The 19,398-nt window shown below is 54.1% G+C and carries 23 protein-coding genes; 19 read left to right on the top strand and 4 right to left on the bottom strand.

The genetic code is table 11. From position 1 onward, the window contains the following. Positions 1-54: 54 nt before the first annotated feature. The 16 genes from OSB_RS14540 to OSB_RS14460 all read left to right on the top strand — a co-directional run bounded on the left by OSB_RS14540 (position 55) and on the right by OSB_RS14460 (position 14,077). Positions 55-930 carry an AAA family ATPase gene (locus OSB_RS14540; RefSeq protein WP_049835673.1) on the top strand — a complete coding sequence of 292 codons (876 nt, stop codon included), beginning with the start codon at positions 55-57 and terminating at the stop codon, positions 928-930. Then, positions 927-2,111 carry a vWA domain-containing protein gene (locus OSB_RS14535; RefSeq protein ID WP_049835672.1) on the top strand — a complete coding sequence of 395 codons (1,185 nt, stop codon included), beginning with the start codon at positions 927-929 and terminating at the stop codon, positions 2,109-2,111. The genes OSB_RS14540 and OSB_RS14535 overlap by 4 nt, the downstream gene beginning before the upstream one ends. Then, entirely contained in the window at positions 2,108-2,893 is a 786-nt protein-coding gene (locus tag OSB_RS14530) for an XdhC family protein (protein WP_049835671.1), read from the top strand. Before OSB_RS14535 ends, OSB_RS14530 begins: the two co-directional genes overlap by 4 nt. Next, on the top strand, positions 2,886-3,491 hold the full coding sequence (locus tag OSB_RS14525) for a nucleotidyltransferase family protein (RefSeq protein WP_049835670.1): 606 nt from the start codon (positions 2,886-2,888) through the stop codon (positions 3,489-3,491). Before OSB_RS14530 ends, OSB_RS14525 begins: the two co-directional genes overlap by 8 nt. A 103-nt stretch (positions 3,492-3,594) precedes the next feature. Continuing rightward, positions 3,595-4,047 (top strand): SRPBCC family protein, encoded by a 453-nt coding sequence (locus OSB_RS14520; protein ID WP_049835669.1) that lies wholly within the window; start codon positions 3,595-3,597, stop codon positions 4,045-4,047. Continuing rightward, entirely contained in the window at positions 4,028-5,011 is a 984-nt protein-coding gene (locus tag OSB_RS14515; RefSeq protein ID WP_074202289.1) for an XdhC family protein, read from the top strand. The genes OSB_RS14520 and OSB_RS14515 overlap by 20 nt, the downstream gene beginning before the upstream one ends. Positions 5,012-5,131: 120 nt before the next feature. Continuing rightward, a complete protein-coding gene (locus tag OSB_RS14510; protein WP_049835668.1) occupies positions 5,132-5,893 on the top strand; it encodes an SDR family NAD(P)-dependent oxidoreductase in 762 nt (253 codons plus the stop codon). A gap of 111 nt (positions 5,894-6,004) precedes the next feature. After that, complete coding sequence (locus tag OSB_RS14505; RefSeq protein WP_049835667.1) at positions 6,005-6,934, top strand: ABC transporter ATP-binding protein; 930 nt, start codon at positions 6,005-6,007, stop codon at positions 6,932-6,934. Next, entirely contained in the window at positions 6,931-7,692 is a 762-nt protein-coding gene (locus tag OSB_RS14500) for an ABC transporter permease (protein ID WP_049835666.1), read from the top strand. The genes OSB_RS14505 and OSB_RS14500 overlap by 4 nt, the downstream gene beginning before the upstream one ends. A gap of 44 nt (positions 7,693-7,736) precedes the next feature. Beyond that, positions 7,737-8,525, top strand: coding sequence for a S49 family peptidase (locus OSB_RS14495; protein ID WP_049835665.1), 789 nt, complete (start codon positions 7,737-7,739; stop codon positions 8,523-8,525). A gap of 162 nt (positions 8,526-8,687) precedes the next feature. Further along, positions 8,688-9,674 carry a calcium/sodium antiporter gene (locus OSB_RS14485; RefSeq protein WP_049835663.1) on the top strand — a complete coding sequence of 329 codons (987 nt, stop codon included), beginning with the start codon at positions 8,688-8,690 and terminating at the stop codon, positions 9,672-9,674. Next, positions 9,674-10,444, top strand: a complete 771-nt coding sequence (locus tag OSB_RS14480) for an SDR family oxidoreductase (RefSeq protein ID WP_049835662.1) — start codon at positions 9,674-9,676, stop codon at positions 10,442-10,444. Before OSB_RS14485 ends, OSB_RS14480 begins: the two co-directional genes overlap by 1 nt. A gap of 299 nt (positions 10,445-10,743) precedes the next feature. Next, positions 10,744-12,609: an excinuclease ABC subunit UvrC gene (gene uvrC, locus OSB_RS14475; protein WP_049835661.1), complete on the top strand. Its 1,866-nt coding sequence runs from the start codon at positions 10,744-10,746 to the stop codon at positions 12,607-12,609. Between the two features lie 126 nt (positions 12,610-12,735). Continuing rightward, positions 12,736-13,398, top strand: coding sequence for a CDP-diacylglycerol--glycerol-3-phosphate 3-phosphatidyltransferase (gene pgsA, locus OSB_RS14470; RefSeq protein WP_049835660.1), 663 nt, complete (start codon positions 12,736-12,738; stop codon positions 13,396-13,398). Then, on the top strand, positions 13,398-13,643 hold the full coding sequence (moaD, locus tag OSB_RS14465) for a molybdopterin converting factor subunit 1 (protein ID WP_049835659.1): 246 nt from the start codon (positions 13,398-13,400) through the stop codon (positions 13,641-13,643). Before pgsA ends, moaD begins: the two co-directional genes overlap by 1 nt. After that, positions 13,640-14,077: a molybdenum cofactor biosynthesis protein MoaE gene (locus OSB_RS14460; protein ID WP_049835658.1), complete on the top strand. Its 438-nt coding sequence runs from the start codon at positions 13,640-13,642 to the stop codon at positions 14,075-14,077. The genes moaD and OSB_RS14460 overlap by 4 nt, the downstream gene beginning before the upstream one ends. Here OSB_RS14460 and OSB_RS14455 read toward each other — a convergent pair. Further along, the gene (locus OSB_RS14455; protein ID WP_049836195.1) at positions 14,063-14,635 is read right to left on the bottom strand and encodes a DNA-3-methyladenine glycosylase I; all 573 of its coding nucleotides are present in this window, start codon (positions 14,633-14,635) and stop codon (positions 14,063-14,065) included. The two genes, OSB_RS14460 and OSB_RS14455, sit on opposite strands and share 15 nt — an antisense overlap. A 99-nt stretch (positions 14,636-14,734) precedes the next feature. Here OSB_RS14455 and OSB_RS14450 point away from each other — a divergent pair, with 99 nt between their 5' ends. The 3 genes from OSB_RS14450 to phbB all read left to right on the top strand — a co-directional run bounded on the left by OSB_RS14450 (position 14,735) and on the right by phbB (position 17,703). Then, on the top strand, positions 14,735-15,538 hold the full coding sequence (locus OSB_RS14450) for an EAL domain-containing protein (RefSeq protein ID WP_049835657.1): 804 nt from the start codon (positions 14,735-14,737) through the stop codon (positions 15,536-15,538). Positions 15,539-15,714: 176 nt separating this feature from the next. Next, on the top strand, positions 15,715-16,890 hold the full coding sequence (locus OSB_RS14445) for an acetyl-CoA C-acetyltransferase (RefSeq protein WP_049835656.1): 1,176 nt from the start codon (positions 15,715-15,717) through the stop codon (positions 16,888-16,890). A gap of 90 nt (positions 16,891-16,980) precedes the next feature. Then, on the top strand, positions 16,981-17,703 hold the full coding sequence (phbB, locus tag OSB_RS14440) for an acetoacetyl-CoA reductase (RefSeq protein ID WP_049835655.1): 723 nt from the start codon (positions 16,981-16,983) through the stop codon (positions 17,701-17,703). Between the two features lie 396 nt (positions 17,704-18,099). Here the strand turns inward: phbB and OSB_RS16545 are convergent, their stop codons facing one another. From OSB_RS16545 to OSB_RS14430, 3 genes are all read right to left on the bottom strand, one after another. Further along, entirely contained in the window at positions 18,100-18,267 is a 168-nt protein-coding gene (locus tag OSB_RS16545; RefSeq protein ID WP_074202290.1) for a YdcH family protein, read from the bottom strand. Between the two features lie 121 nt (positions 18,268-18,388). After that, complete coding sequence (locus OSB_RS14435) at positions 18,389-19,150, bottom strand: tRNA1(Val) (adenine(37)-N6)-methyltransferase (protein WP_049835654.1); 762 nt, start codon at positions 19,148-19,150, stop codon at positions 18,389-18,391. Next, positions 19,147-19,362 carry a putative signal transducing protein gene (locus tag OSB_RS14430; RefSeq protein WP_049836194.1) on the bottom strand — a complete coding sequence of 72 codons (216 nt, stop codon included), beginning with the start codon at positions 19,360-19,362 and terminating at the stop codon, positions 19,147-19,149. Before OSB_RS14430 ends, OSB_RS14435 begins: the two co-directional genes overlap by 4 nt. Between the last annotated feature and the right edge of the window lie 36 nt (positions 19,363-19,398).

Here is a 19,398-nt window from a genome sequence, read left to right as displayed (position 1 = left end):
ACAGCGGGGGCGGGTTTTGGCCCGCCCCCAGACTGACCACCTGTAGGACCTGTTATGATCTGGACTGATTTACAAACCGCGCTGTCGCGCGAAGGATACGTTGCATCTGACGATCTGGCCGTTGCTTTGCATCTGGCGTTGACGTTGGGCCGCCCTTTGCTGCTGGAAGGCGCTGCGGGCGTGGGCAAAACCGAAGTTGCCCGCACGCTTGCCGCTGTACGCGAGGCGGAATTGATCCGGTTGCAATGTTACGAAGGTCTCGACGCCGCGCAAGCGATTTACGAATGGAATTACCAACGACAGCTTTTGACGATCCGTGCGGCAGCAGAAGATGGCGAAACGGGCAAGACGGTTGAGGATCGCATTTTCTCTCGTGATTTCCTGTTAGAGCGTCCGTTGCTGGCCGCGATTACAAAAGAAGCGCCACCAGTCCTGTTGATCGACGAGATCGACCGCGCGGATGAAGAGTTCGAAGCCTACCTGCTGGAAATATTGTCGGACTATCAGGTGTCTGTGCCGGAACTGGGGACGATCAAGGCGACCAGCAAACCGATTGTTATTTTGACCTGCAACGGTACGCGCGATTTGTCAGACGCGTTGCGTCGGCGGTGTTTGTACACCTATGTGGAATACCCTGATCGCCAAACCGAGTTGGCGATTTTGAAGGCGCGATGCCCACAGATTGAAGCGCATTTGGGCAACCAAGTCGTGGGGTTTGTGCAAAAGCTGCGCGAGGAAGATTTAGAAAAGACGCCCGGTGTCGCCGAGATGTTGGATTTTGCAGCCGCGCTGATGGGGCTTGGGATCGCAGATTTGACGGACGATCCTGCGACCTTGCAGCATACTTTGACCACATTGCTGAAAACCCAGAGCGACCAAGCACATATCACGCCTGAGGTTGCAGGTCGTATTGCGGGGAAAGCCGCATGAGCCGCGTCACCCGTTTTGCTGGACGCGACGATGGTGCGTCGGCCCGCGTGGCGGGGTTTGTGGCGCATTTGCGTGAAAACGGTTTGCGGTTGGGCGTCGCTGAGGCGGAGGTTGCGCTGACAGCGTTGACCCATGTCGAAGCCGCCAAACCCGATGAAACACGCCGCGCTCTAAAGGCCGTGTGCACAGGGTGCAAAGAAGAAGCCGAACGGTTCGACGAGTTGTTCACAAGTTACTGGATGGACATGGGCCGTGTGCGGCAGAAATCAGTGCCAAGCAAATCGAATGCGAATTCAGATGACGTACATTCATCGCGAGATGCGCAAGGCCAAGAGGCCGGATCAGCAGGCCAAGCGACAGCGCCTGATGATCACGGCCGCGACGACGCCGAAAGCGACGGAACCGGAAAACTTATTGCGACCGAGGTCCGAAACCTCAGCCGCAAAGACTTGCGCGACATGGTCCGTCCAGAGGAGATCGCTGAAGCCGAAGATGTCGCCCGTCGATTGGGTGCAGCGCTTAGGGATAAACGGTCTCGTCGCCGTATCGCGGCGCGCAAAGGCGACCGGTTGCACTTTCGCAAAACCATTCGCGAGAGCCTATCCACAGGTGGGGAACCTGTGCGCTTGCTGCGCAAAAAACGCCCTGACCGTACACGTAAGATCGTCGCCTTGTGCGATGTGTCGGGGTCGATGACAATTTATGCGCAGGTGTTTCTCGCGTTCTTGGCAGGGCTGATGCGTGCCGATACTGCCGCTGATGCCTATCTGTTTCACACACGGTTGATACGTATCACCGAAGCCTTGCGTGACCGCGATGCGATGCGCGCTATCGGACGATTGTCTTTGATGGCTGATGGATTTGGCGGCGGCACCGAGATCGGCCCGTCATTGTCGCGGTTCGCCGGCACCTATGCACGCCGGTTCGTGGATGGTCGCTCTGTCGTAATCATCTTGTCAGATGGCTACGATACGGCCCCGCCCGAAATCATGGGCGAGGCATTGGAAAAGCTGCGCAAACGTGGCTGCAAAATCATCTGGCTGAATCCTCTTAAGGGCTGGAAAGACTATGAACCGGTCGCCAGCGGCATGGCGGCTGCGTTGCCACATATCGATTTGTTCAAAGCGGCAAATACGCTTTCCGATCTGGCCCATTTGGAACGGGAGCTTGCCGCTTTATGACACCTGCTGAAATCATGTCCTCTGATCTTGCCGACGTTGCGCAAGAAATGCGCGATCGCGCCGAACCCTTTGCGTTTGCAACAATCGTGCGCACGGCTGGGTCTACGGCGGCGAAACCCGGTGCGAAAGCGTTGCTTGGCACGGATGGAGCGATACTGCACGGATGGCTTGGCGGTGGGTGCACGCGCGGGGCGGTTAAGAAAGCAGCCGTCGCTGCACTACAGGATGGGAAACCCCAGTTGATTTCGGTTGCCCCAGAAGAATTGCTCGCCGAGAGGGGTGTCAGTTCAGGGGATGAGGTTGATGGCACCACATTTGCGCGCAACGGGTGCCCGTCCAAAGGCACCGTAGATATCTTTATTGAGCCGTACATGCCGATGCCGCAACTCGTCGTGTTCGGTACCTCCCCAGTGGCCAATGCGCTTACCGCGTTAGCGCCGCAGTTTCACTGGGCGGTCACCGAAACGTCCACCGAGGCATTGGAACAGGCCGTGCCACAGCGCATGATCGTCATTGCAACACAAGGGCAGGGCGACGTTGCAGCCTTGGAAGCGGCGCTGGGCGTACAATCAAACTACGTTGCCTTTGTCGGCAGCCAAAGAAAGTTCAAAGCGCTCGCTGATAAGCTGGCGCAAAAAGGCATTCCACCAGCTCAAATCGCAGCAGTGAGGGCCCCCGCCGGATTGGACCTTGGCGCTGTGACACCGGAAGAAATCGCCTTGTCGATCCTCGCAGAACTCGTTCGCGTACGCCGTTCACCCGTTGAGGTGCCCGATGGGTGACGTCGCAGCAATCATACTTGCGGCAGGTCTTTCACGTCGCATGGGAACAGAAAACAAACTTCTGTTGCCTGTCGATGGGGTTCCCATGGTTCAACATGTCGTAGCGCAATACTGCGAAGCGTTGAGCGGACCGATTACCGTCGTCACGGGCCATGAAGCGTCCTTGGTTGAGGCGGCTCTCTCGGGCTTTGATGTGCGATGTGTCATCAACGACAATTACGCATCGGGACAGCAATCGTCTGTGGCGTTTGGACTGAAACATTGCCCTGACGCCGACGTTGTGTTGATCGGTTTGGGAGATCAGCCGTTCCTAAAATCGCAAGATATTTCTGATCTTCTGGCGGCACATTCTACGGGAGATCGTAGGAAAATTTCCGTACCGGTTTTAGGTGCAGATCGCGGCAATCCTATCGTTATTCCGCGCAACATACGTCCGCAGTTGACGGCTAATCCAAACCGTCCCGGCTGCATGCGCTTCACCCGTGAAAACCCGGACTTTGTCCAAAGGCTTCCATTGAAGGCCGAAGGGTTCTTTCGCGACATCGACACGCCAGCCGCCTACGCGGACCTGCGCCAACAAGAGGACCATCGCATATGAAATCTCTCTTTAAGACGTTCCGCCGTCTGCGCCGGAAATTGGCCCTTACACCCGAACAAGCGGATAAAATTCGCTTTCCCTGTTGTTAATAAAAGGAAAAATCATGGAACTTTCAGACGAAATCATCATCAATGCCCCTAAAGACCAGGTCTACGCGGCGCTGAATGATCCCGAAATTTTGCAGCAATGCATTCCCGGTTGTGAAGAACTTATCAAGCATTCGGACTCCGAACTTGAAGCGAAGGTCGTACTAAAAGTTGGGCCAGTTAAGGCGCGTTTTAGCGGTAATGTGCAGCTCGATACGGCTGGCGCTCCCGATGCTTTCTCTCTTACGGGGCAAGGCAATGGTGGGGCTGCTGGCCACGCGAAAGGCGGGGCGGATGTGACGCTTACTGCTGATGGGGATCAAACAATCCTACGGTATGAAGCAAAAGCCGACATTGGCGGTAAACTGGCCCAACTGGGCAGCCGTTTAATCCAAAGCACAGCTAAGAAACTTGCTTCGAAATTCTTCAAGTCTTTTGCAAATGTTGTGAATGCAGACGTTTCCGCCTGAGGGCATAACCTACACTGAACACGCCGCGGATATCGTTTCCAAAGCATCGGAGTTGATTAAGAGCGGACGGAGGTTCGCTCTGATCACTTCGGTGGGAATCGAAGGTGGTGCCGCGCGCGATGTCGGGTCGCTTGCATTGGTTTCCGATGATGATCGGATGACTGGCTATTTGTCGAACGGCTGTATCGATCGTGACATCCAGCACCATGCAATGGGCGCGCTTGAAACAGGCCAGAAGGCCCTGATCCGTTACGGTGACGGGTCGCGTTATGCTGATTTGAAACTGCCTTGTGGCGGTGCGCTTGATGTACTTATCGACCCAAACCCCGATTTGAATGCACTCTTAAACGCCAAACAGTCTTTTCAGAGGCGTTGCCCCGTGACGCTGGCGTTTAGGAGTGAAGAGACAGGAAGTCCGACCTATCAATTCACATACGCGCCGCCGTTTCGGTTGTATCTTGCGGGGCGTGGCGCGATTTTTCGTGCCGCGGCGAAGGCAGGGCATGCGGCCGGATTTGATATTTGCCTGTTGTCTCCCGAAGCTGAAGATTTAGCGGCGGTAAACCACCTCGCGTCGATCCCGCCAGTGCACTTAACGTCGCCAGATAAAGTCGCGGCGATGGATGCCTTAGATGAACACTCGGCTTTCCTCACATTGTTCCACGACCATGACTGGGAGCCAAGCTTACTGAAAGCGGCGCTCCAAACAAAAGCGAGTTTTATTGGAAGTTTAGGTAGCCGCAGAACCCATGCTATGCGGTGCGAAACGCTTCGTCAGATCGGTGTTTCAGACGATGAATTGGCCCGACTACGTGGCCCCATCGGTTTGGTCCCATCACTTCGAAATGCATCCTTCATCGCCATCTCTGCACTCGCTGAAATTGTGGGGAATTGCCCCGCGTCGATTCAACAGGCCGGTGATATTTGGCCGGCGGAATTTGAAGGCGTCCAGCGAAACGGTTGATTGAGCGGGTGATCGAAACGAACGTCGCATGCTGTGGCCCTGCGTTCGAAGGCACGTTAAAAGAGCTGACCAGCGCTTTAGCAGTTCGCCAGAAGCAGAATGAGTAACGGAGCGATACGTATGACCCAACCACAATTTGCCAACTACCCGTCGCTAAAGGGTAAGACCGTTTTTGTCACCGGTGGTGCGTCAGGGATTGGCGCCGACATTGTGCGCAGCTTTGCTTCCCAAGGCGCGAAAGTAGGTTTCGTTGATTTGGACGTTGATGCATCTCAAGCGTTAAAAGATGCCACAGCAGGTGAAGTTGTTTTTGCCACCTGTGATCTACGCGACATCGACGGTCTGAAGGGTGCGTTTTCCGAGTTGGTCCAAAAGATCGGCCCGGCACAGGTTTTGGTGAACAACGCCGCCCGTGATGACCGTCATGATTGGAAAGACGTCACGCCTGAGTATTGGGATGAACGGTTCCATACAAACCTGCGCCACATGTTCTTTGCGATCCAATCGGTCGCGCCGGAAATGATTAAGGCAGGGGCAGGGTCTATCATTAACATCGGATCCAATTCTTGGTGGGAAGCGGGGGGCGGTTTTCCAGCCTACGCGACCTCAAAGTCTGCCGTGCATGGTCTGACGCGGACAATGGCCCGTGATTTGGGAGAGCACCGCATTCGGGTGAACACCGTTGTACCAGGATGGATCATGACAGAGCGTCAAAAGGACCTATGGGTTACACCAGAAGCCTTGGCCAAGCAGGTCGACCGACAGGTGCTGCCTGATCCGATTGACCCAATTTATGTCGCACGCATGGCCGTGTTCCTTGCGTCAGATGATGCAGGGATGTGTAGCGCGCAGAACTTTATGGTTGAGGCTGGATCGATCTAGATGTCGCCCCCTAAAGATCCAGAAGGTTTGACCGTTCAAAGCTCGTCATGAATTGGCTGACTTTCCCTTTTGAAATTTGCATACTAGTGTGCCGATCAAAGGATTCATGACATGAGCAATATCGTTGAGGTGCGCAGCCTTACTAAAACGTATGATGGTGGCTTTGAGGCGCTAAAGTCCGTTGATTTGGATATCAAGCAAGGCGAGATCATTGCGCTGCTTGGGCCGAACGGTGCTGGTAAGACCACGCTGATCTCAAGCATTTGCGGTATTACGCGTGCCACTAGTGGGACCATCAGCATTGGCGGGCATGATAATGTCACCGCGTTTCGTGCGGCCCGCAATCTTGTTGGATTGGTGCCGCAAGAGATCAATCTTGAACCATTTGAGAAGGTCATCAACACCGTACGCTTTTCGCGTGGGTTGTTCGGTAAAGCACCCAATGACGCCTATCTTGAGGCAGTTCTGAAATCCTTATCCTTGTGGGACAAGAAAGACGCCAAGGTCATGACGTTATCGGGCGGCATGAAGCGCCGTGTTTTAATCGCCAAGGCGCTCGCTCATGAGCCGCGCGTGTTGTTCTTGGACGAACCCACCGCAGGCGTTGATGTCGAGTTGCGTAAAGATATGTGGGACGTCGTCGCACAGCTAAAAGAGGACGGCGTCACGATCATCCTCACCACGCACTACATCGAGGAAGCCGAGGCGATTGCCGACCGGATTGGTGTGATTGCCAAAGGCGAGATTCTTTTGGTTGAAGACAAAGCCGATCTGATGACCCGCATGGGGCAGAAGACGCTGAAGGTTGATCTGGCCGAACCTATTACGGAAATTCCTAAAGGTTTGTCGGACTATGATCTGACGATTGAGGGCGAAGGTTTGCTCTATTCCTATGACACAAGCACGGAACGTACGGGTATCACGAGCCTTCTGGCAGACTTGCAGAAAGCCGGGCTTAAGATGGCAGACTTGCAAACACGCCAATCGTCTTTGGAAGAAATATTCGTGTCCCTCGTGGCCGAAAAGGAGGGCGGGGCATGAACTTCCAAGCTATAAAATCGATCTATGTATTCGAGATGGCGCGGTTCTTTCGCACGCTGATGCAAAGCTTTATTAGCCCCGTTATTTCCACGTCTCTCTATTTTGTGGTCTTTGGCACGGCCATCGGATCACGCATTGAAAGCGTCGAAGGCGTTGGGTACGGCGCGTTCATTGTGCCTGGGCTCATCATGCTGTCAGTGATGACACAGGCAACAAGCAACGCGTCCTTCGGCATCTATTTCCCCAAGTTCATTGGCACGATTTATGAACTTTTGTCCGCCCCGGTCAGCTTTTTCGAGATCACGGTTGGCTACGTTGGCGCAGCTGCGACTAAGGCGATGTTTATCGGCATCGTGATCCTCGCCACCTCATTCCTATTCGTTGATTTCACGATTGAGCACCCAATTGCCATGATCGCGTTCCTAACGCTGACCTGTCTTTCATTCAGCTTGCTTGGATTTATCATTGGGATTTGGGCAGGCAACTTCGAGCAATTACAGCTGATCCCACTGCTGATCATCACGCCATTGGTTTTCCTGGGTGGCTCGTTTTATTCGGTCTCGATGCTGCCGCCGATCTGGCAAACGATCACGATGTTCAATCCCGTGGTCTACCTGATTTCAGGTTTCCGTTGGTCGTTCTTTGGCACTGCTGATGTGCCCATCGGGCTTAGCCTGTTTGCGATTGGGGTGTTCACCTGCATCTGTTTGGGCATCATCGCGTGGATATTCCGCACAGGCTGGCGCATTCGCCAATGATGGGTGGCCTTGTTTCTGAACGGTATGCGTCCTAAATGGACCACATGAAACGCTGGATACCTTTTCTCAAATCAGACCCGCATGTGGCTGTTGTTCGCCTGCAAGGGACGATTGCCGCGTCTGGTCGTTCGCTGAATGATCGCGGACTGGCGAATTCTATTGAAAAGGCATTTCGCAGTAAGCCGAAAGCAGTCGCGCTGGAAATCAGCTCTCCGGGTGGATCGCCGGTGCAATCTTCATTGATTGCGGCGCGTATTCGCAGGCTTGCGGATGAAAAAGACATTCCTGTTTTTGCCTTCGTTGAAGACGTCGCTGCGTCGGGCGGCTACTGGCTCGCAACGGCGGCGGATGAGATTTACGTTGATCGTGGTTCTATCGTTGGTTCCATCGGTGTGATTTCCGCAGGCTTCGGTTTGACCGGCACGATGGAGAAAATCGGTGCCGAGCGGCGTGTTTATACAGCCGGTAAGTCCAAAAGCATGCTTGATCCGTTTCAGGCCGAAAAGCCGGCAGACGTTAAGCGCCTGAAGGGGCTGCTTGACGATATGCATGTGTATTTCAAAGACCACGTAAACGCGCGACGTGCTGGTAAGCTTGCGGAACAAGACCTGTTCACGGGCGACATCTGGGTGGGTGAGAAATCCATCGACGTTGGCTTGGCTGACCATGTTGGCCACCTCGTTCCTGCGATGAAGGACCGCTTTGGCGACAAAGTGAAGTTCCGCCGTTTCGGTCAGAAGAAACCGTTCTTGTCGCGTTTCGGTATGCAAATCGTGGATGACGCGGTTTCTGGCATTGAGGAACGCGCAGCCTATGCGCGGTTCGGCCTGTAAATGATATTCAAAATTGTCTCACTCTTTCTGGTTGGCATGGGTGTGCTTGCGATGTTTGGCAAGCTTACCGTGCCGGGTATGAAACGACTGACTGACGCGAAGTGCCGGTCCTGCGGGAAGTTCACTTTCGGTAAACCCTGCACCTGTAAGGAACGCAAATAAATGCTCGATTGGCTTTCTATTCCCGCTGGTCCCGTAACGGACTGGGCTTTCACGATTGTAGGCTTGGTCCTTCTTCTTTTGGCGGGCGATAGCCTTGTTAAGGGCGCGGTGAACATGTCGCTGCGCCTTGGCGTACCTGCGTTGATTGTGTCGCTGACAGTTGTTGCGTTTGGTACTTCTGCGCCTGAACTGTTGATTGCGATCCAGGCGATTGTTGATGGTGTGCCAGACTTGGCGCTGGGCAATGTTGTGGGCTCGAACACGGCCAACGTTCTGTTGGTTTTGGGTATTCCCGCGATGATGGCTGTGATGCACACAAGCGGATGTGACACGCGCAACAGCTATTTGCAGATGCTTGGTGGGACCGTGCTGTTTATCGCACTGGCGTATCGTGGTGTGTTTGATTGGATCGCGGGTATCGTGCTGTTGATTGCACTTGCGGCAATGCTGATCACAGCGGCTTTGGCTGCACAACGTCACCGTAAAGAAGGCAAAGCCAGCGCTGAGGATGAGTTAGAAGACCTCGAGGGCGCCGATCCTGACCTTCCGTGGTCCAAGATCATTCTTTTCCTCGTGCTTGGTCTGATTGGTCTGCCGCTTGGCGCGAACCTTTTGGTTGAAGGCGCATCCAGCATTGCGCGCGATTATGGCATTTCGGATGCGGTAATTGGTTTGACGCTGGTTGCGATTGGCACGTCGTTGCCGGAACTGGCGACCACCGTAATGGCGGCGTTGCGTCGGCAAGCGGACGTTGCGATCGGTAACGTCATCGGGTCAAATATGTTCAACCTTCTCGGTATTATCGGTGTGGCCTCACTTGTTGGAGCGATCCCGGTGAAGGACATCTTCTTTGAGCGCGATCTATGGATCATGCTGGGGGCGACGCTGATGTTGATCCCATTTGTTTTCTTCAAGCTGGATCTAACGCGCATTTGGGGCATTGTTCTGACTGCGCTGTACGTAACCTATTTGTTCGTGGTGCTCTGATGCCAGCAGCACTGGTCACAGGTGGCGGTGCGCGGCTTGGTAAGGCGATGGCGCTTTACCTCGCACAGCGCGGCTATGACGTGGCAGTGCACTACAACGAAAGCGCCAAGGGTGCCGAGGACGTTGCAACCGCGTGCGGTGGGAACTCTTTAGCTGTGCAGGCGGATCTGTTGGATGAAGCGCAGACATCTGCACTGCTACCAGAGGCCGCGCAAAAGCTTGGGCAGCCGATTAGCGTGTTGGTGAATAACGCCTCGATTTTTGAATACGACACCGTTGAGACCGCGACCAAAGAAAGCTGGGATCGACACATGGGATCGAACCTACGCGCCCCGTTTTTGTTGACGCAGGCTTTGGCAAAGCAAGCGCCCCAAGCTGAAATAGACGAGAACGGCGAGAGCATCGCCAGCGCGTTGGTAATCAACATGTTAGACCAACGCGTGCGAAAGCTTACGCCGGAATTCATGACCTATACTCTGGCCAAGATGGGGCTTTGGGCGTTCACGCAAACTGCAGCAATGGGGCTCGCCCCACATGTGCGGGTTAACGCGATTGGGCCTGGACCAACCTTGCAGGGCGCGCGGCAAACTGACGCCCATTTTCAGGGACAGCGCAGCAACACGGTTCTGAAACGTGGGGCGAACACATCCGATATTACCGCGGCGCTGGGCTACTTCCTCGATGCGTCGGCTGTCACAGGGCAACTGTTGTGTGTCGATGGCGGGCAGCATATCGGCTGGAAAACACAGGATATTCTTGGGGTTGAGTGACCGCCTAGGCCTTACGCCACGACAACTTGTGCACCGCCGATTGAAGTTGTCACAAAACGGTTACTTTTCTTTAATGTTTTCAGGTATTTGCCGCATGTAAAAATTAATTCCCTTTATTTTCAAATACCTACAGCAGTGCCTAAAAATTAGGCAGACCAGGTAAGCGTTAAGAAAACAAAGGATTTATCGACCTCAGGCAGAATTGCCCACGAGGTTATCCACAGATTCCGTGGGTATGTTTTGTCTTGCGGGGGGTGCTTTGTCATTGCAGCGCGACATGAGAATCATAGGTTAGGGATATGAGTAGCGAAACCACTGACATTCCAACCGGACATGATGTGATCCAGGGCTATCTGCGCACGCTGGACAGCTCTCCGGGGGTGTACCGGATGCTCGATAGTGAAAGTCGGGTGCTCTATGTTGGTAAGGCCCGCAATCTGAAAAACCGCGTCAGTAACTACGCGCGGCCTGCAGGTCATTCCGCGCGTATTGCGACGATGATTTCGCACACTGCGACGATGATGTTTCTGACGACTAAGACGGAAACCGAAGCGCTACTGCTAGAACAGAACCTGATCAAGCAGCTGAAACCAAAGTACAACGTGCTGCTTCGTGACGATAAGTCGTTCCCTAATATTCTGATTTCAGGCGATCACGATTTCCCGCGTATTGAAAAGCATCGCGGTGCAAAAAAGAAGAAGGGAAACTATTACGGTCCTTTCGCGTCGGCCGGTGCCGTGAACCGTACACTCAACACGTTGCAACGTGCATTTTTGCTGCGAACCTGCAGTGACAGCGACTATGAAAGCCGTACGCGGCCATGCTTACAGTACCAAATCAAACGGTGTTCTGCGCCCTGCGTGGGTAAGGTCGATCCAAGCGATTACAAACAGCTTGTAAAAGACGCTGAGCGGTTCTTGTCAGGTAAATCTACCGAGATGCAGGCAAGCCTTGCGGAGCGGATGAACGCAGCATCCGAGGAGATGGAGTTCGAACGCGCGGCTGCATTGCGCGACCGTATCAAGGCGTTGACGCAAGTGCAGACATCCCAAGGGATCAACCCACGTGGTGTGACCGAGGCCGACGTCATTGCGTTGCACCGTGATGGTGGGCAAGCCTGCGTTCAGGTGTTCTTTATCCGTGCCAATCAGAACTGGGGCAACAAAGACTATTACCCACGCGTGTCCGGTGATGAGGACGCAAGCGAAGTGATGCAGGCGTTTGTTGGCCAGTTCTATTCTGATCGCGACCCGCCGCGCATGTTGTTGCTGTCCCACGGGTTAGACGACGAAGATTTGGTCGTTGAGGCCTTGGCTGAAAAAGGCGGACGCAAGGTTGAGGTGATCGTACCGCAACGGGGCGAAAAGGCTGAGTTGGTCAGTAATGCTGCACGCAATGCCCGCGAAAGTCTGGGCCGCAAAATGTCGGAAACAGCAACACAGGCGCGTTTGTTGCGCGGGCTTAAGGATGCGTTTGACTTACCCGAGGTTCCGCAACGGGTTGAGGTTTATGATAACTCGCACATTCAAGGGGCGTTCGCGGTTGGCGCGATGATTGTCGCTGGGCCCGAAGGGTTCGACAAAAACCAATATCGCAAGTTCAACATTAAAGGTGATGACCTGACCCCCGGAGATGACTTCGGAATGATGAAGGAAGTTCTGACACGGCGTTTTAAGCGTTTGTTGAAAGAGGACCCTGACCGCGAACTCGGCACATGGCCTGGGCTGCTGTTGATTGATGGTGGTGCTGGGCAGGTCAGCGCTGTCCGTGAAATCATGTCTGAACTCGGCGTGAATGATGTGCCGATGGTCGGTGTTGCTAAAGGCGTAGATCGTGATCACGGCAAAGAGGAATTCTACCGAACGGGCAAGCCTGTCTTTGCATTGCAGCGCAATGATCCGGTTTTGTATTTCGTACAGCGGATGCGCGATGAGGCGCATAGATTTGCGATTGGCACACACCGTGCGAAACGCTCCAAAGCGATTGGAGCAACCCCATTGGATGATGTGCAAGGCGTTGGCGCAAAACGCAAACGCGCTTTGCTGCAGCATTTTGGGTCGGCTAAGGCAGTGGGTCGTGCAGCGCTCGCGGACTTGAAGGCCGTTGACGGGATTTCGGACAACATGGCCGAGACAATTTACGGATATTTCAATGAGAAAGGGTGAGATCGAATTTGCTTCGCAAATCCGACCCGTGGGGGCCAGCCCCCGTCCTTCGGACTCTCCCGAGGTTTTAGAAACAAAAGAAGCTGGGGTGTGGTGTGTGAATTGGAAAGGGCTTAGATAGGGTTCATGGTTTGGAATGTCCCTAATATCTTGACGCTTTTGCGTTTGCTGGCCGCACCAGGTGTGGCGATCATGTTTTTGTATTTTTCGCGCCCCTACGCAGATTGGTTTGCGCTGATCCTGTTCGTTGTCGCCGCGACGACGGATTGGGTGGACGGCTATCTTGCACGTGCGTGGAACCAACAAACCAAGTTTGGCGCGATGTTGGACCCGATTGCAGATAAAGCGATGGTGGTTATTGCCCTACTGGTCATCTGTGGTTTTTCAGGGATGAACCCATGGATTCTGATACCCGCGACATTGATCATGTTTCGGGAGACGTTTGTGTCTGGCTTGCGGGAATTTCTCGGGGATACGGCTGGTACGTTGAAGGTGACGTCGCTGGCTAAGTGGAAAACGGCAGCGCAGATGACCGCGATTGCGGTTCTGTTTTCAACAGGCGCGTTTGAGACCTATTTCAACATGTCGATTGAGGGGATGGATCAGGCGACCTTTGATGGCATCCGCTTGGGCGAAATTCCCGATGAAGGCGGCGTGATGTGGAAGCTGAACGGCATGACCTATTCATGGTGGATCGGCATCTCACTTTTGTGGATCGCAATGGTGCTGACGGTTATCACAGGCGCGGATTATTTGCGCAAAGCCATGCCGTTTCTAAAGGAGGGGTGATGCAGGTTCTTTATTTTGCATGGGTACGTGAACGTGTCGGCATCCCGCGCGAGGAGGTTGAGACGTCTGCCGCGACGGTAAACGATCTGGTCGCTGAATTGCGCGCCCGAGAAGAGCGGTACGAGGTTGCATTCGCAGACACGTCAGCATTGCGCGTTGCACTTGACCAAGAGTTGGCGGAATTTGATGCGCCCCTTTCAGGCGTGCGGGAAGTGGCGTTTTTCCCACCGATGACCGGCGGATGATACGCGTTCAGTCCGAGGTGTTTGACGCTGGCGCGGAACTTAACGCGTTTTCAAATCGCGTCGCGGGTGCAGGTGCCGTCGTGAGCTTTACAGGTGTCGTGCGCGACGTGACGGGCGGATTGTCCGGCATGGAAATTGAACACTATGAGGGAATGACCGAAAAGGCGCTGGCCGCAATTCGTGCTGATGCCATGCAGCGTTGGGAACTTGCCGATGCTTTGGTCATTCACCGGTTTGGGCGACTTGAGGCCGGCGAAGTTATTATGATGGTCGCGACGGCGTCAAAGCACCGCAAGGATGCGTTTGAGGCGGCGGAATTTTTGATGGACTACCTCAAATCACGCGCGCCATTTTGGAAGAAAGAAGTCACTTCTGATGGTGCCGATTGGGTCGCATCAAAGGATGAAGACGAAGACGCTTTATCGCGGTGGTGAGGCCAATGCCTTGCAGGGCTCAAACTGCGGGCAATTCGTCAGGTGGTCATTGACCAAACCGCAGGCCTGCATCCAAGCATAGACGATTGTCGGACCGCAGAATTTGAAGCCCATTTTCTTTAGGTCTTTGGAGAATTGGGTTGAGATATCGGTGAACCCAGGAACATCGGCCAGCGTTTTACGGTTTGTTTGTAAGGGTGCACCATCAACATAAGACCAGCACAGCGCCGAGAAGTCGTGGATCTTTAAATACGCCTGCGCGTTGCCGATGGTGGCTTGGATTTTTCCACGATGACGGATGATACCTTCGTTTTGCAACAACCGCTCGACGTCGCTTTCACCCCATGTTGCGATGACTTCGGGATCAAAGCCCGCGAATGCCTCGCGAAAGTTGTCACGCTTCTTCAGAATTGTGATCCAGCTAAGTCCGGCTTGAAACCCGTCCAGAATGAGTTTTTCCCAAAGTGCGCGGCTGTCCCATTCAGGCACGCCCCATTCGGTGTCGTGATAGTCCGTGTAGATAGGTTCTGATCCGGCCCAGCCGCAACGTTCTGACATCGTGTCCTCCGAAAATGTGCGTTCAATTGAATTCAAATGCGCGACCTTTACCAGCCCTTAAAGGTCCACATGCGATTGGGATGGGGAAGGGATCTGGGAATGGGACTGAAAAAACCTAGCAACGCTTGGGACGATCAAACGCCGCGTGATCCGCTGGAGTACGCGACCAGTGTGCGTGATCGGGACGTGTTGTCGATGGTACGCACTGCCCTTGCGACGAATAACTGCCAGTTGGCACTGCAACCTGTACGGACGACTGCCTCGGGATATCCGATTGCATTTCATGAATGCCTGATCCGTGTGATGGATGAGACAGGCCGCATTATTCCTGCGGCTCAGTTCATGGGGCAGATTGAGGAAACTAGCCTTGGTCGGGACATTGACGCCGCAAGTCTAAGGCTCGCGTTTCAATTGCTTCGCCAATACCCCAACCGGCGCCTTTCCGTGAACGTGTCTGCACGATCGCTGGGGGACGCTGCGTGGCGACGTGTTCTTGAGACAGAGTTGGCAAGTGGTACGCTACAGGCCGACCGCATGATCCTTGAGATTTCGGAAGACAGTGCGATGCAACTCCCCGAGGTTGTGATCCGCTTTATGGAGGAAATGCAGCCGCATGGATTGGCGTTCGCGTTGGACGATTTCGGCGCGGGCCTGACGGCGTTTCGTCACCTCAAGGATTTCTTCTTTGATTTGGTAAAGGTCGATGGCCATTTCACGCGTAACATTCATCAAGACCCAGATAACCAAGTTCTGGCTGAGGCGCTCATCACAGTGGCGCATCAGTTTGAGATGTTCGCAGTTGCTGAAGGTGTCGAATCACAGGCCGAGGCCGATTTCCTGATTTCGGTCGGGGTGGACTGCGTTCAGGGGTATCACTTCGGCGTCCCCAAGTTTTCTTTTTAGCGCTATCATCGCAGAGTTCCTTGGTGCGTCGACGTGGACAAGGCGAATTCGTTGCGAAAACTGCCGTGACGTCATATGCAAGGTCAACGACGGCAGTGGGGTGAGGTGCGACGTTTGTGTTTTGCCAACCCCTATTGCACCGTCGCATATTGCCGGAATTATAGGGAACCCCTTCAATGACCAACGTAGTTATCGCATCTGCAGCCCGCACAGCCGTGGGCAGCTTTGGTGGCGCATTCGCCAACACTCCAGCCCACGATCTAGGTGCAGCAGTTCTTGCTGAAGTCGCCTCACGTGCGGGCGTCGATCCATCTGAAGTCTCAGAAACGATCCTCGGTCAGGTGCTGACAGCGGGCCAAGGGCAAAACCCGGCACGCCAAGCGCACATCAATGCGGGTTTCGCTAAGGAAGCGGCCGCTTGGTCCTTGAACCAAGTGTGTGGTTCTGGCCTTCGTGCAGTTGCGCTTGGCGCGCAGCACATCATGCTCGGCGATGCATCTATCGTTGCAGCAGGTGGCCAAGAGAACATGACAATGTCCCCACACGCGCAAGCGATGCGTGCTGGTCAGAAAATGGGTGACATTAAGCTCATTGATACAATGATTAAAGATGGCCTTTGGGATGCGTTCAACCAGTATCACATGGGTCAAACTGCCGAGAACGTGGCAGAGCAATGGCAGATTTCCCGCGACATGCAGGATGAATTCGCTGTTGCGTCTCAGAACAAAGCTGAGGCCGCGCAGAAGGCTGGCAAGTTCGCAGACGAAATCGCAGCCTTCACGATCAAGACCCGTAAGGGCGATATCGTTGTGGACCAAGATGAGTACATCCGTCACGGCGCGACAATCGACGCAATGGCGAAGATGCGCCCAGCGTTCACCAAAGACGGCACTGTGACTGCGGCCAATGCTTCTGGCCTTAACGATGGCGCTGCGGCGACATTGTTGATGTCTGCTGACGAAGCTGAAAAGCGCGGGATTGAGCCGCTTGCACGTATCGCGTCTTACGCAACGGCAGGTTTGGACCCGTCCATCATGGGTGTCGGCCCGATCTATGCTTCGCGCAAGGCGTTGGATAAGGCGGGTTGGTCTGTTGATGACCTTGACCTCGTTGAGGCGAACGAAGCTTTCGCAGCGCAGGCATGTGCCGTGAACAAGGACATGGGTTGGGATCCATCCATCGTTAACGTTAATGGCGGCGCGATCGCAATTGGCCACCCGATCGGTGCTTCTGGTTGCCGCGTGTTGAATACGTTGTTGTTCGAAATGAAACGCCGCGATGCAAAGAAGGGTCTTGCGACCCTGTGCATCGGTGGCGGCATGGGTGTCGCTCTCTGTGTAGAGCGTCCATAATTTATTTTGCAACCGCAGCGTAATATTATTGCGCTGCGGTAAACTTACAGGTAATAACATTACCGAACGAATTCCTTGGAGGAGAATACTATGGGACGTGTTGCACTCGTAACAGGCGGCTCGCGCGGCATTGGCGAAGCTATTTCTAAGAAACTACTAGCGGATGGTTACACCGTTGCGGCGACATACGCTGGCAACGATGAGGCGGCTGCGAAGTTCACCGAAGCGACTGGGATCAAAACCTACAAGTGGAACGTTGCAGACTACGAAAGCTCTAAGGCTGGGATCGCACAAGTTGAAGCTGATCTTGGCCCGATTGAAGTTGTTGTCGCAAACGCGGGCATCACCCGCGACGCGCCGTTCCACAAGATGACACCAGAGCAGTGGCACGAAGTTATCGACACGAACCTGACCGGTGTTTTCAACACAGTTCACCCAATCTGGCCTGGTATGCGCGAGCGTAAGTTTGGCCGCGTTATCGTGATTTCTTCGATTAACGGTCAAAAGGGCCAGTTCGCACAAGTGAACTACGCTGCGACGAAGTCCGGTGACCTCGGTATTGTGAAATCCTTGGCGCAGGAAGGCGCACGCGCTGGCATTACAGCGAATGCGGTCTGCCCAGGTTACATTGGGACTGAAATGGTTATGGCGATTCCTGAAAAGGTTCGTGATTCCATCGTTGCAGGTATTCCTGCGGGTCGTCTTGGTGAGCCCGAAGAAATCGCGCGTTGCGTGGCGTTCCTTGCGTCTGACGAGTCCGGTTTCATCAACGGTTCAACGATTTCTGCAAACGGTGCGCAGTTCGTCGTCTAAGAGCTATACCTCGAAACACAAAAGGGCGGGGATAACCCCGCCCTTTTTGCATTCTGACCTTTGCTTCGCTTAGCGACCAAAGATACCTGAAATCATACGTCCGAAAGCACCAGCGCGTTCTGTACGTGCGCGTGCAATGATCTGGTTGATTTCTTTTTGTGAAAGCTGCTTGTACATTTTGTTTCCTATCAGGGAAGTTGTTTTCCTTGACCTAGAAATAACTGTTGGCACATGCAGCATAAACCGACGATCCGACAAACCCGCAATGCGCCAAACGCAGGGCTGCAGCTTGATAAGTGTGTGGATATTCAAGCATCTCGCGTCGAATGCGACGCACATAATCTGGTGCTTGCTCAGATGTGGGCGCTGGCGGTTCTTCGCCAGCACCGTGTTCGGTTACGCCGGGGTGAGCCGGTTAATTTCTTCCTTGAGGTGGAGCTTTTCTTTCTTGAGGCGTGATACTTCAAGGTCGTCGCTGCCAGGACTTCGCTGGGCTTTTTCGACGGCATCTGAAAGGTTTTCGTGCTTCTTCTTGAGTTCCTGCAGGTGGGACGTCAAGCTCATGTTATTCCTCCGATACTGGTTGAATGGTTCTGAAATTTGACCACAATTTTTCGCGTCTGTCACGCTGCACGGCAGCATTCAGGCGCAATCAGAAGAACACCGCCAAAACATTGCGAAAAAGTTAATCGGGCAGCTTAAACGCAAGGCCGTTGCGTAGAATGCCTGCTATTTCGGAACGGTAATCGGGCTGATCATCAACGTGCGAAGCACCTTCATGCAGCGGAATTGGCGCATGCAACTTGAACGGTCCACGTGCACCTTTGCGGGCACGTAAAATAAATCGATCAGCGGCGCGGTTGGCTCTGCCCGTGATCGGATAAACAGCCACATCACCCAGTCGGCTATCGATAGTGCGCAACACATCGGGCAAACGATCGGCCTTTTGGATCAACGAAAGCCACCCCTTTGGCTTTAAGCGCCGCGTGGCAGCATCAACCCAATCGACCATCGACGTGTCCCCCGCGAAGGCAATGTCGCGATCAGCTAATGGGCTGGCCTTGCCAGACGTCCGTTCGAAGTAGGGCGGATTGGAGATGACGTGGTCGAACGTGCGCGCAGTTACATCTTGCGGCAAGCTACGTAGGTCAGCCGTATAGATAAGCGCATCGACATCATTGGCGGTGGCGTTCTTACGACAAAGCTCAGCGTATTGGTGTTGTAGCTCAACACCACAAAGCGTGAGGTTCGCCACCCGCCGTCCAAGACAAAGCAACGCTGCACCGGTACCGCACCCAAGTTCCAATACCGATTGGCCTTCAACCGCGGGTACACTCGCAGCCAAAAGCACAGGATCAAGCCCCGCGCGGTAGCCTTTGGTGGGTTGTTCAAGCATCACCTGACCGCCAAGAAAGGCATCGACAGTTGTGTCGAACGCCTCGCTCACAGGCCTAAGTCGATATCGTTGGCTTTCATGACGGAGGTCGCGATGAAGTGATCCTCACGGCGGACCATCAAACGGCGTGGCAAAATGCCCAAGGACCCGTCGAGGATGCTCATATTTACGTCCAACTCGAACACCTCTATATCCTCACCCTGTAAAAGGGCTTTGGCAAAGGCGATGATTGTGATGTCATTTGTGCGAAGGAGTTCTTTCATACCCATGACTTAAGGTGCTAGCCGTACCTTTGTCGA

The sequence above is a fragment of the Octadecabacter temperatus genome (assembly GCF_001187845.1).
GTDB lineage: Bacteria > Pseudomonadota > Alphaproteobacteria > Rhodobacterales > Rhodobacteraceae > Octadecabacter > Octadecabacter temperatus.
The sequence above is the reverse complement of the archived record's forward strand: the minus strand, read 5'-3'. Positions and strand labels throughout refer to the sequence as shown.

What these genes read in the sequence shown, in the direction of transcription:
- OSB_RS14540 (WP_049835673.1), top strand. Translation starts at nt 55, where the DNA reads ATGATCTGGACTGATTTACAAACCGCGCTGTCGCGCGAAGGATACGTT.
- OSB_RS14535 (WP_049835672.1), top strand. Translation starts at nt 927, where the DNA reads ATGAGCCGCGTCACCCGTTTTGCTGGACGCGACGATGGTGCGTCGGCC.
- OSB_RS14530 (WP_049835671.1), top strand. Translation starts at nt 2,108, where the DNA reads ATGACACCTGCTGAAATCATGTCCTCTGATCTTGCCGACGTTGCGCAA.
- OSB_RS14525 (WP_049835670.1), top strand. Translation starts at nt 2,886, where the DNA reads ATGGGTGACGTCGCAGCAATCATACTTGCGGCAGGTCTTTCACGTCGC.
- OSB_RS14520 (WP_049835669.1), top strand. Translation starts at nt 3,595, where the DNA reads ATGGAACTTTCAGACGAAATCATCATCAATGCCCCTAAAGACCAGGTC.
- OSB_RS14515 (WP_074202289.1), top strand. Translation starts at nt 4,028, where the DNA reads ATGCAGACGTTTCCGCCTGAGGGCATAACCTACACTGAACACGCCGCG.
- OSB_RS14510 (WP_049835668.1), top strand. Translation starts at nt 5,132, where the DNA reads ATGACCCAACCACAATTTGCCAACTACCCGTCGCTAAAGGGTAAGACC.
- OSB_RS14505 (WP_049835667.1), top strand. Translation starts at nt 6,005, where the DNA reads ATGAGCAATATCGTTGAGGTGCGCAGCCTTACTAAAACGTATGATGGT.
- OSB_RS14500 (WP_049835666.1), top strand. Translation starts at nt 6,931, where the DNA reads ATGAACTTCCAAGCTATAAAATCGATCTATGTATTCGAGATGGCGCGG.
- OSB_RS14495 (WP_049835665.1), top strand. Translation starts at nt 7,737, where the DNA reads ATGAAACGCTGGATACCTTTTCTCAAATCAGACCCGCATGTGGCTGTT.
- OSB_RS14485 (WP_049835663.1), top strand. Translation starts at nt 8,688, where the DNA reads ATGCTCGATTGGCTTTCTATTCCCGCTGGTCCCGTAACGGACTGGGCT.
- OSB_RS14480 (WP_049835662.1), top strand. Translation starts at nt 9,674, where the DNA reads ATGCCAGCAGCACTGGTCACAGGTGGCGGTGCGCGGCTTGGTAAGGCG.
- uvrC (WP_049835661.1), top strand. Translation starts at nt 10,744, where the DNA reads ATGAGTAGCGAAACCACTGACATTCCAACCGGACATGATGTGATCCAG.
- pgsA (WP_049835660.1), top strand. Translation starts at nt 12,736, where the DNA reads ATGGTTTGGAATGTCCCTAATATCTTGACGCTTTTGCGTTTGCTGGCC.
- moaD (WP_049835659.1), top strand. Translation starts at nt 13,398, where the DNA reads ATGCAGGTTCTTTATTTTGCATGGGTACGTGAACGTGTCGGCATCCCG.
- OSB_RS14460 (WP_049835658.1), top strand. Translation starts at nt 13,640, where the DNA reads ATGATACGCGTTCAGTCCGAGGTGTTTGACGCTGGCGCGGAACTTAAC.
- OSB_RS14455 (WP_049836195.1), bottom strand. Translation starts at nt 14,635, where the DNA reads ATGTCAGAACGTTGCGGCTGGGCCGGATCAGAACCTATCTACACGGAC.
- OSB_RS14450 (WP_049835657.1), top strand. Translation starts at nt 14,735, where the DNA reads ATGGGACTGAAAAAACCTAGCAACGCTTGGGACGATCAAACGCCGCGT.
- OSB_RS14445 (WP_049835656.1), top strand. Translation starts at nt 15,715, where the DNA reads ATGACCAACGTAGTTATCGCATCTGCAGCCCGCACAGCCGTGGGCAGC.
- phbB (WP_049835655.1), top strand. Translation starts at nt 16,981, where the DNA reads ATGGGACGTGTTGCACTCGTAACAGGCGGCTCGCGCGGCATTGGCGAA.
- OSB_RS16545 (WP_074202290.1), bottom strand. Translation starts at nt 18,267, where the DNA reads ATGAGCTTGACGTCCCACCTGCAGGAACTCAAGAAGAAGCACGAAAAC.
- OSB_RS14430 (WP_049836194.1), bottom strand. Translation starts at nt 19,362, where the DNA reads ATGAAAGAACTCCTTCGCACAAATGACATCACAATCATCGCCTTTGCC.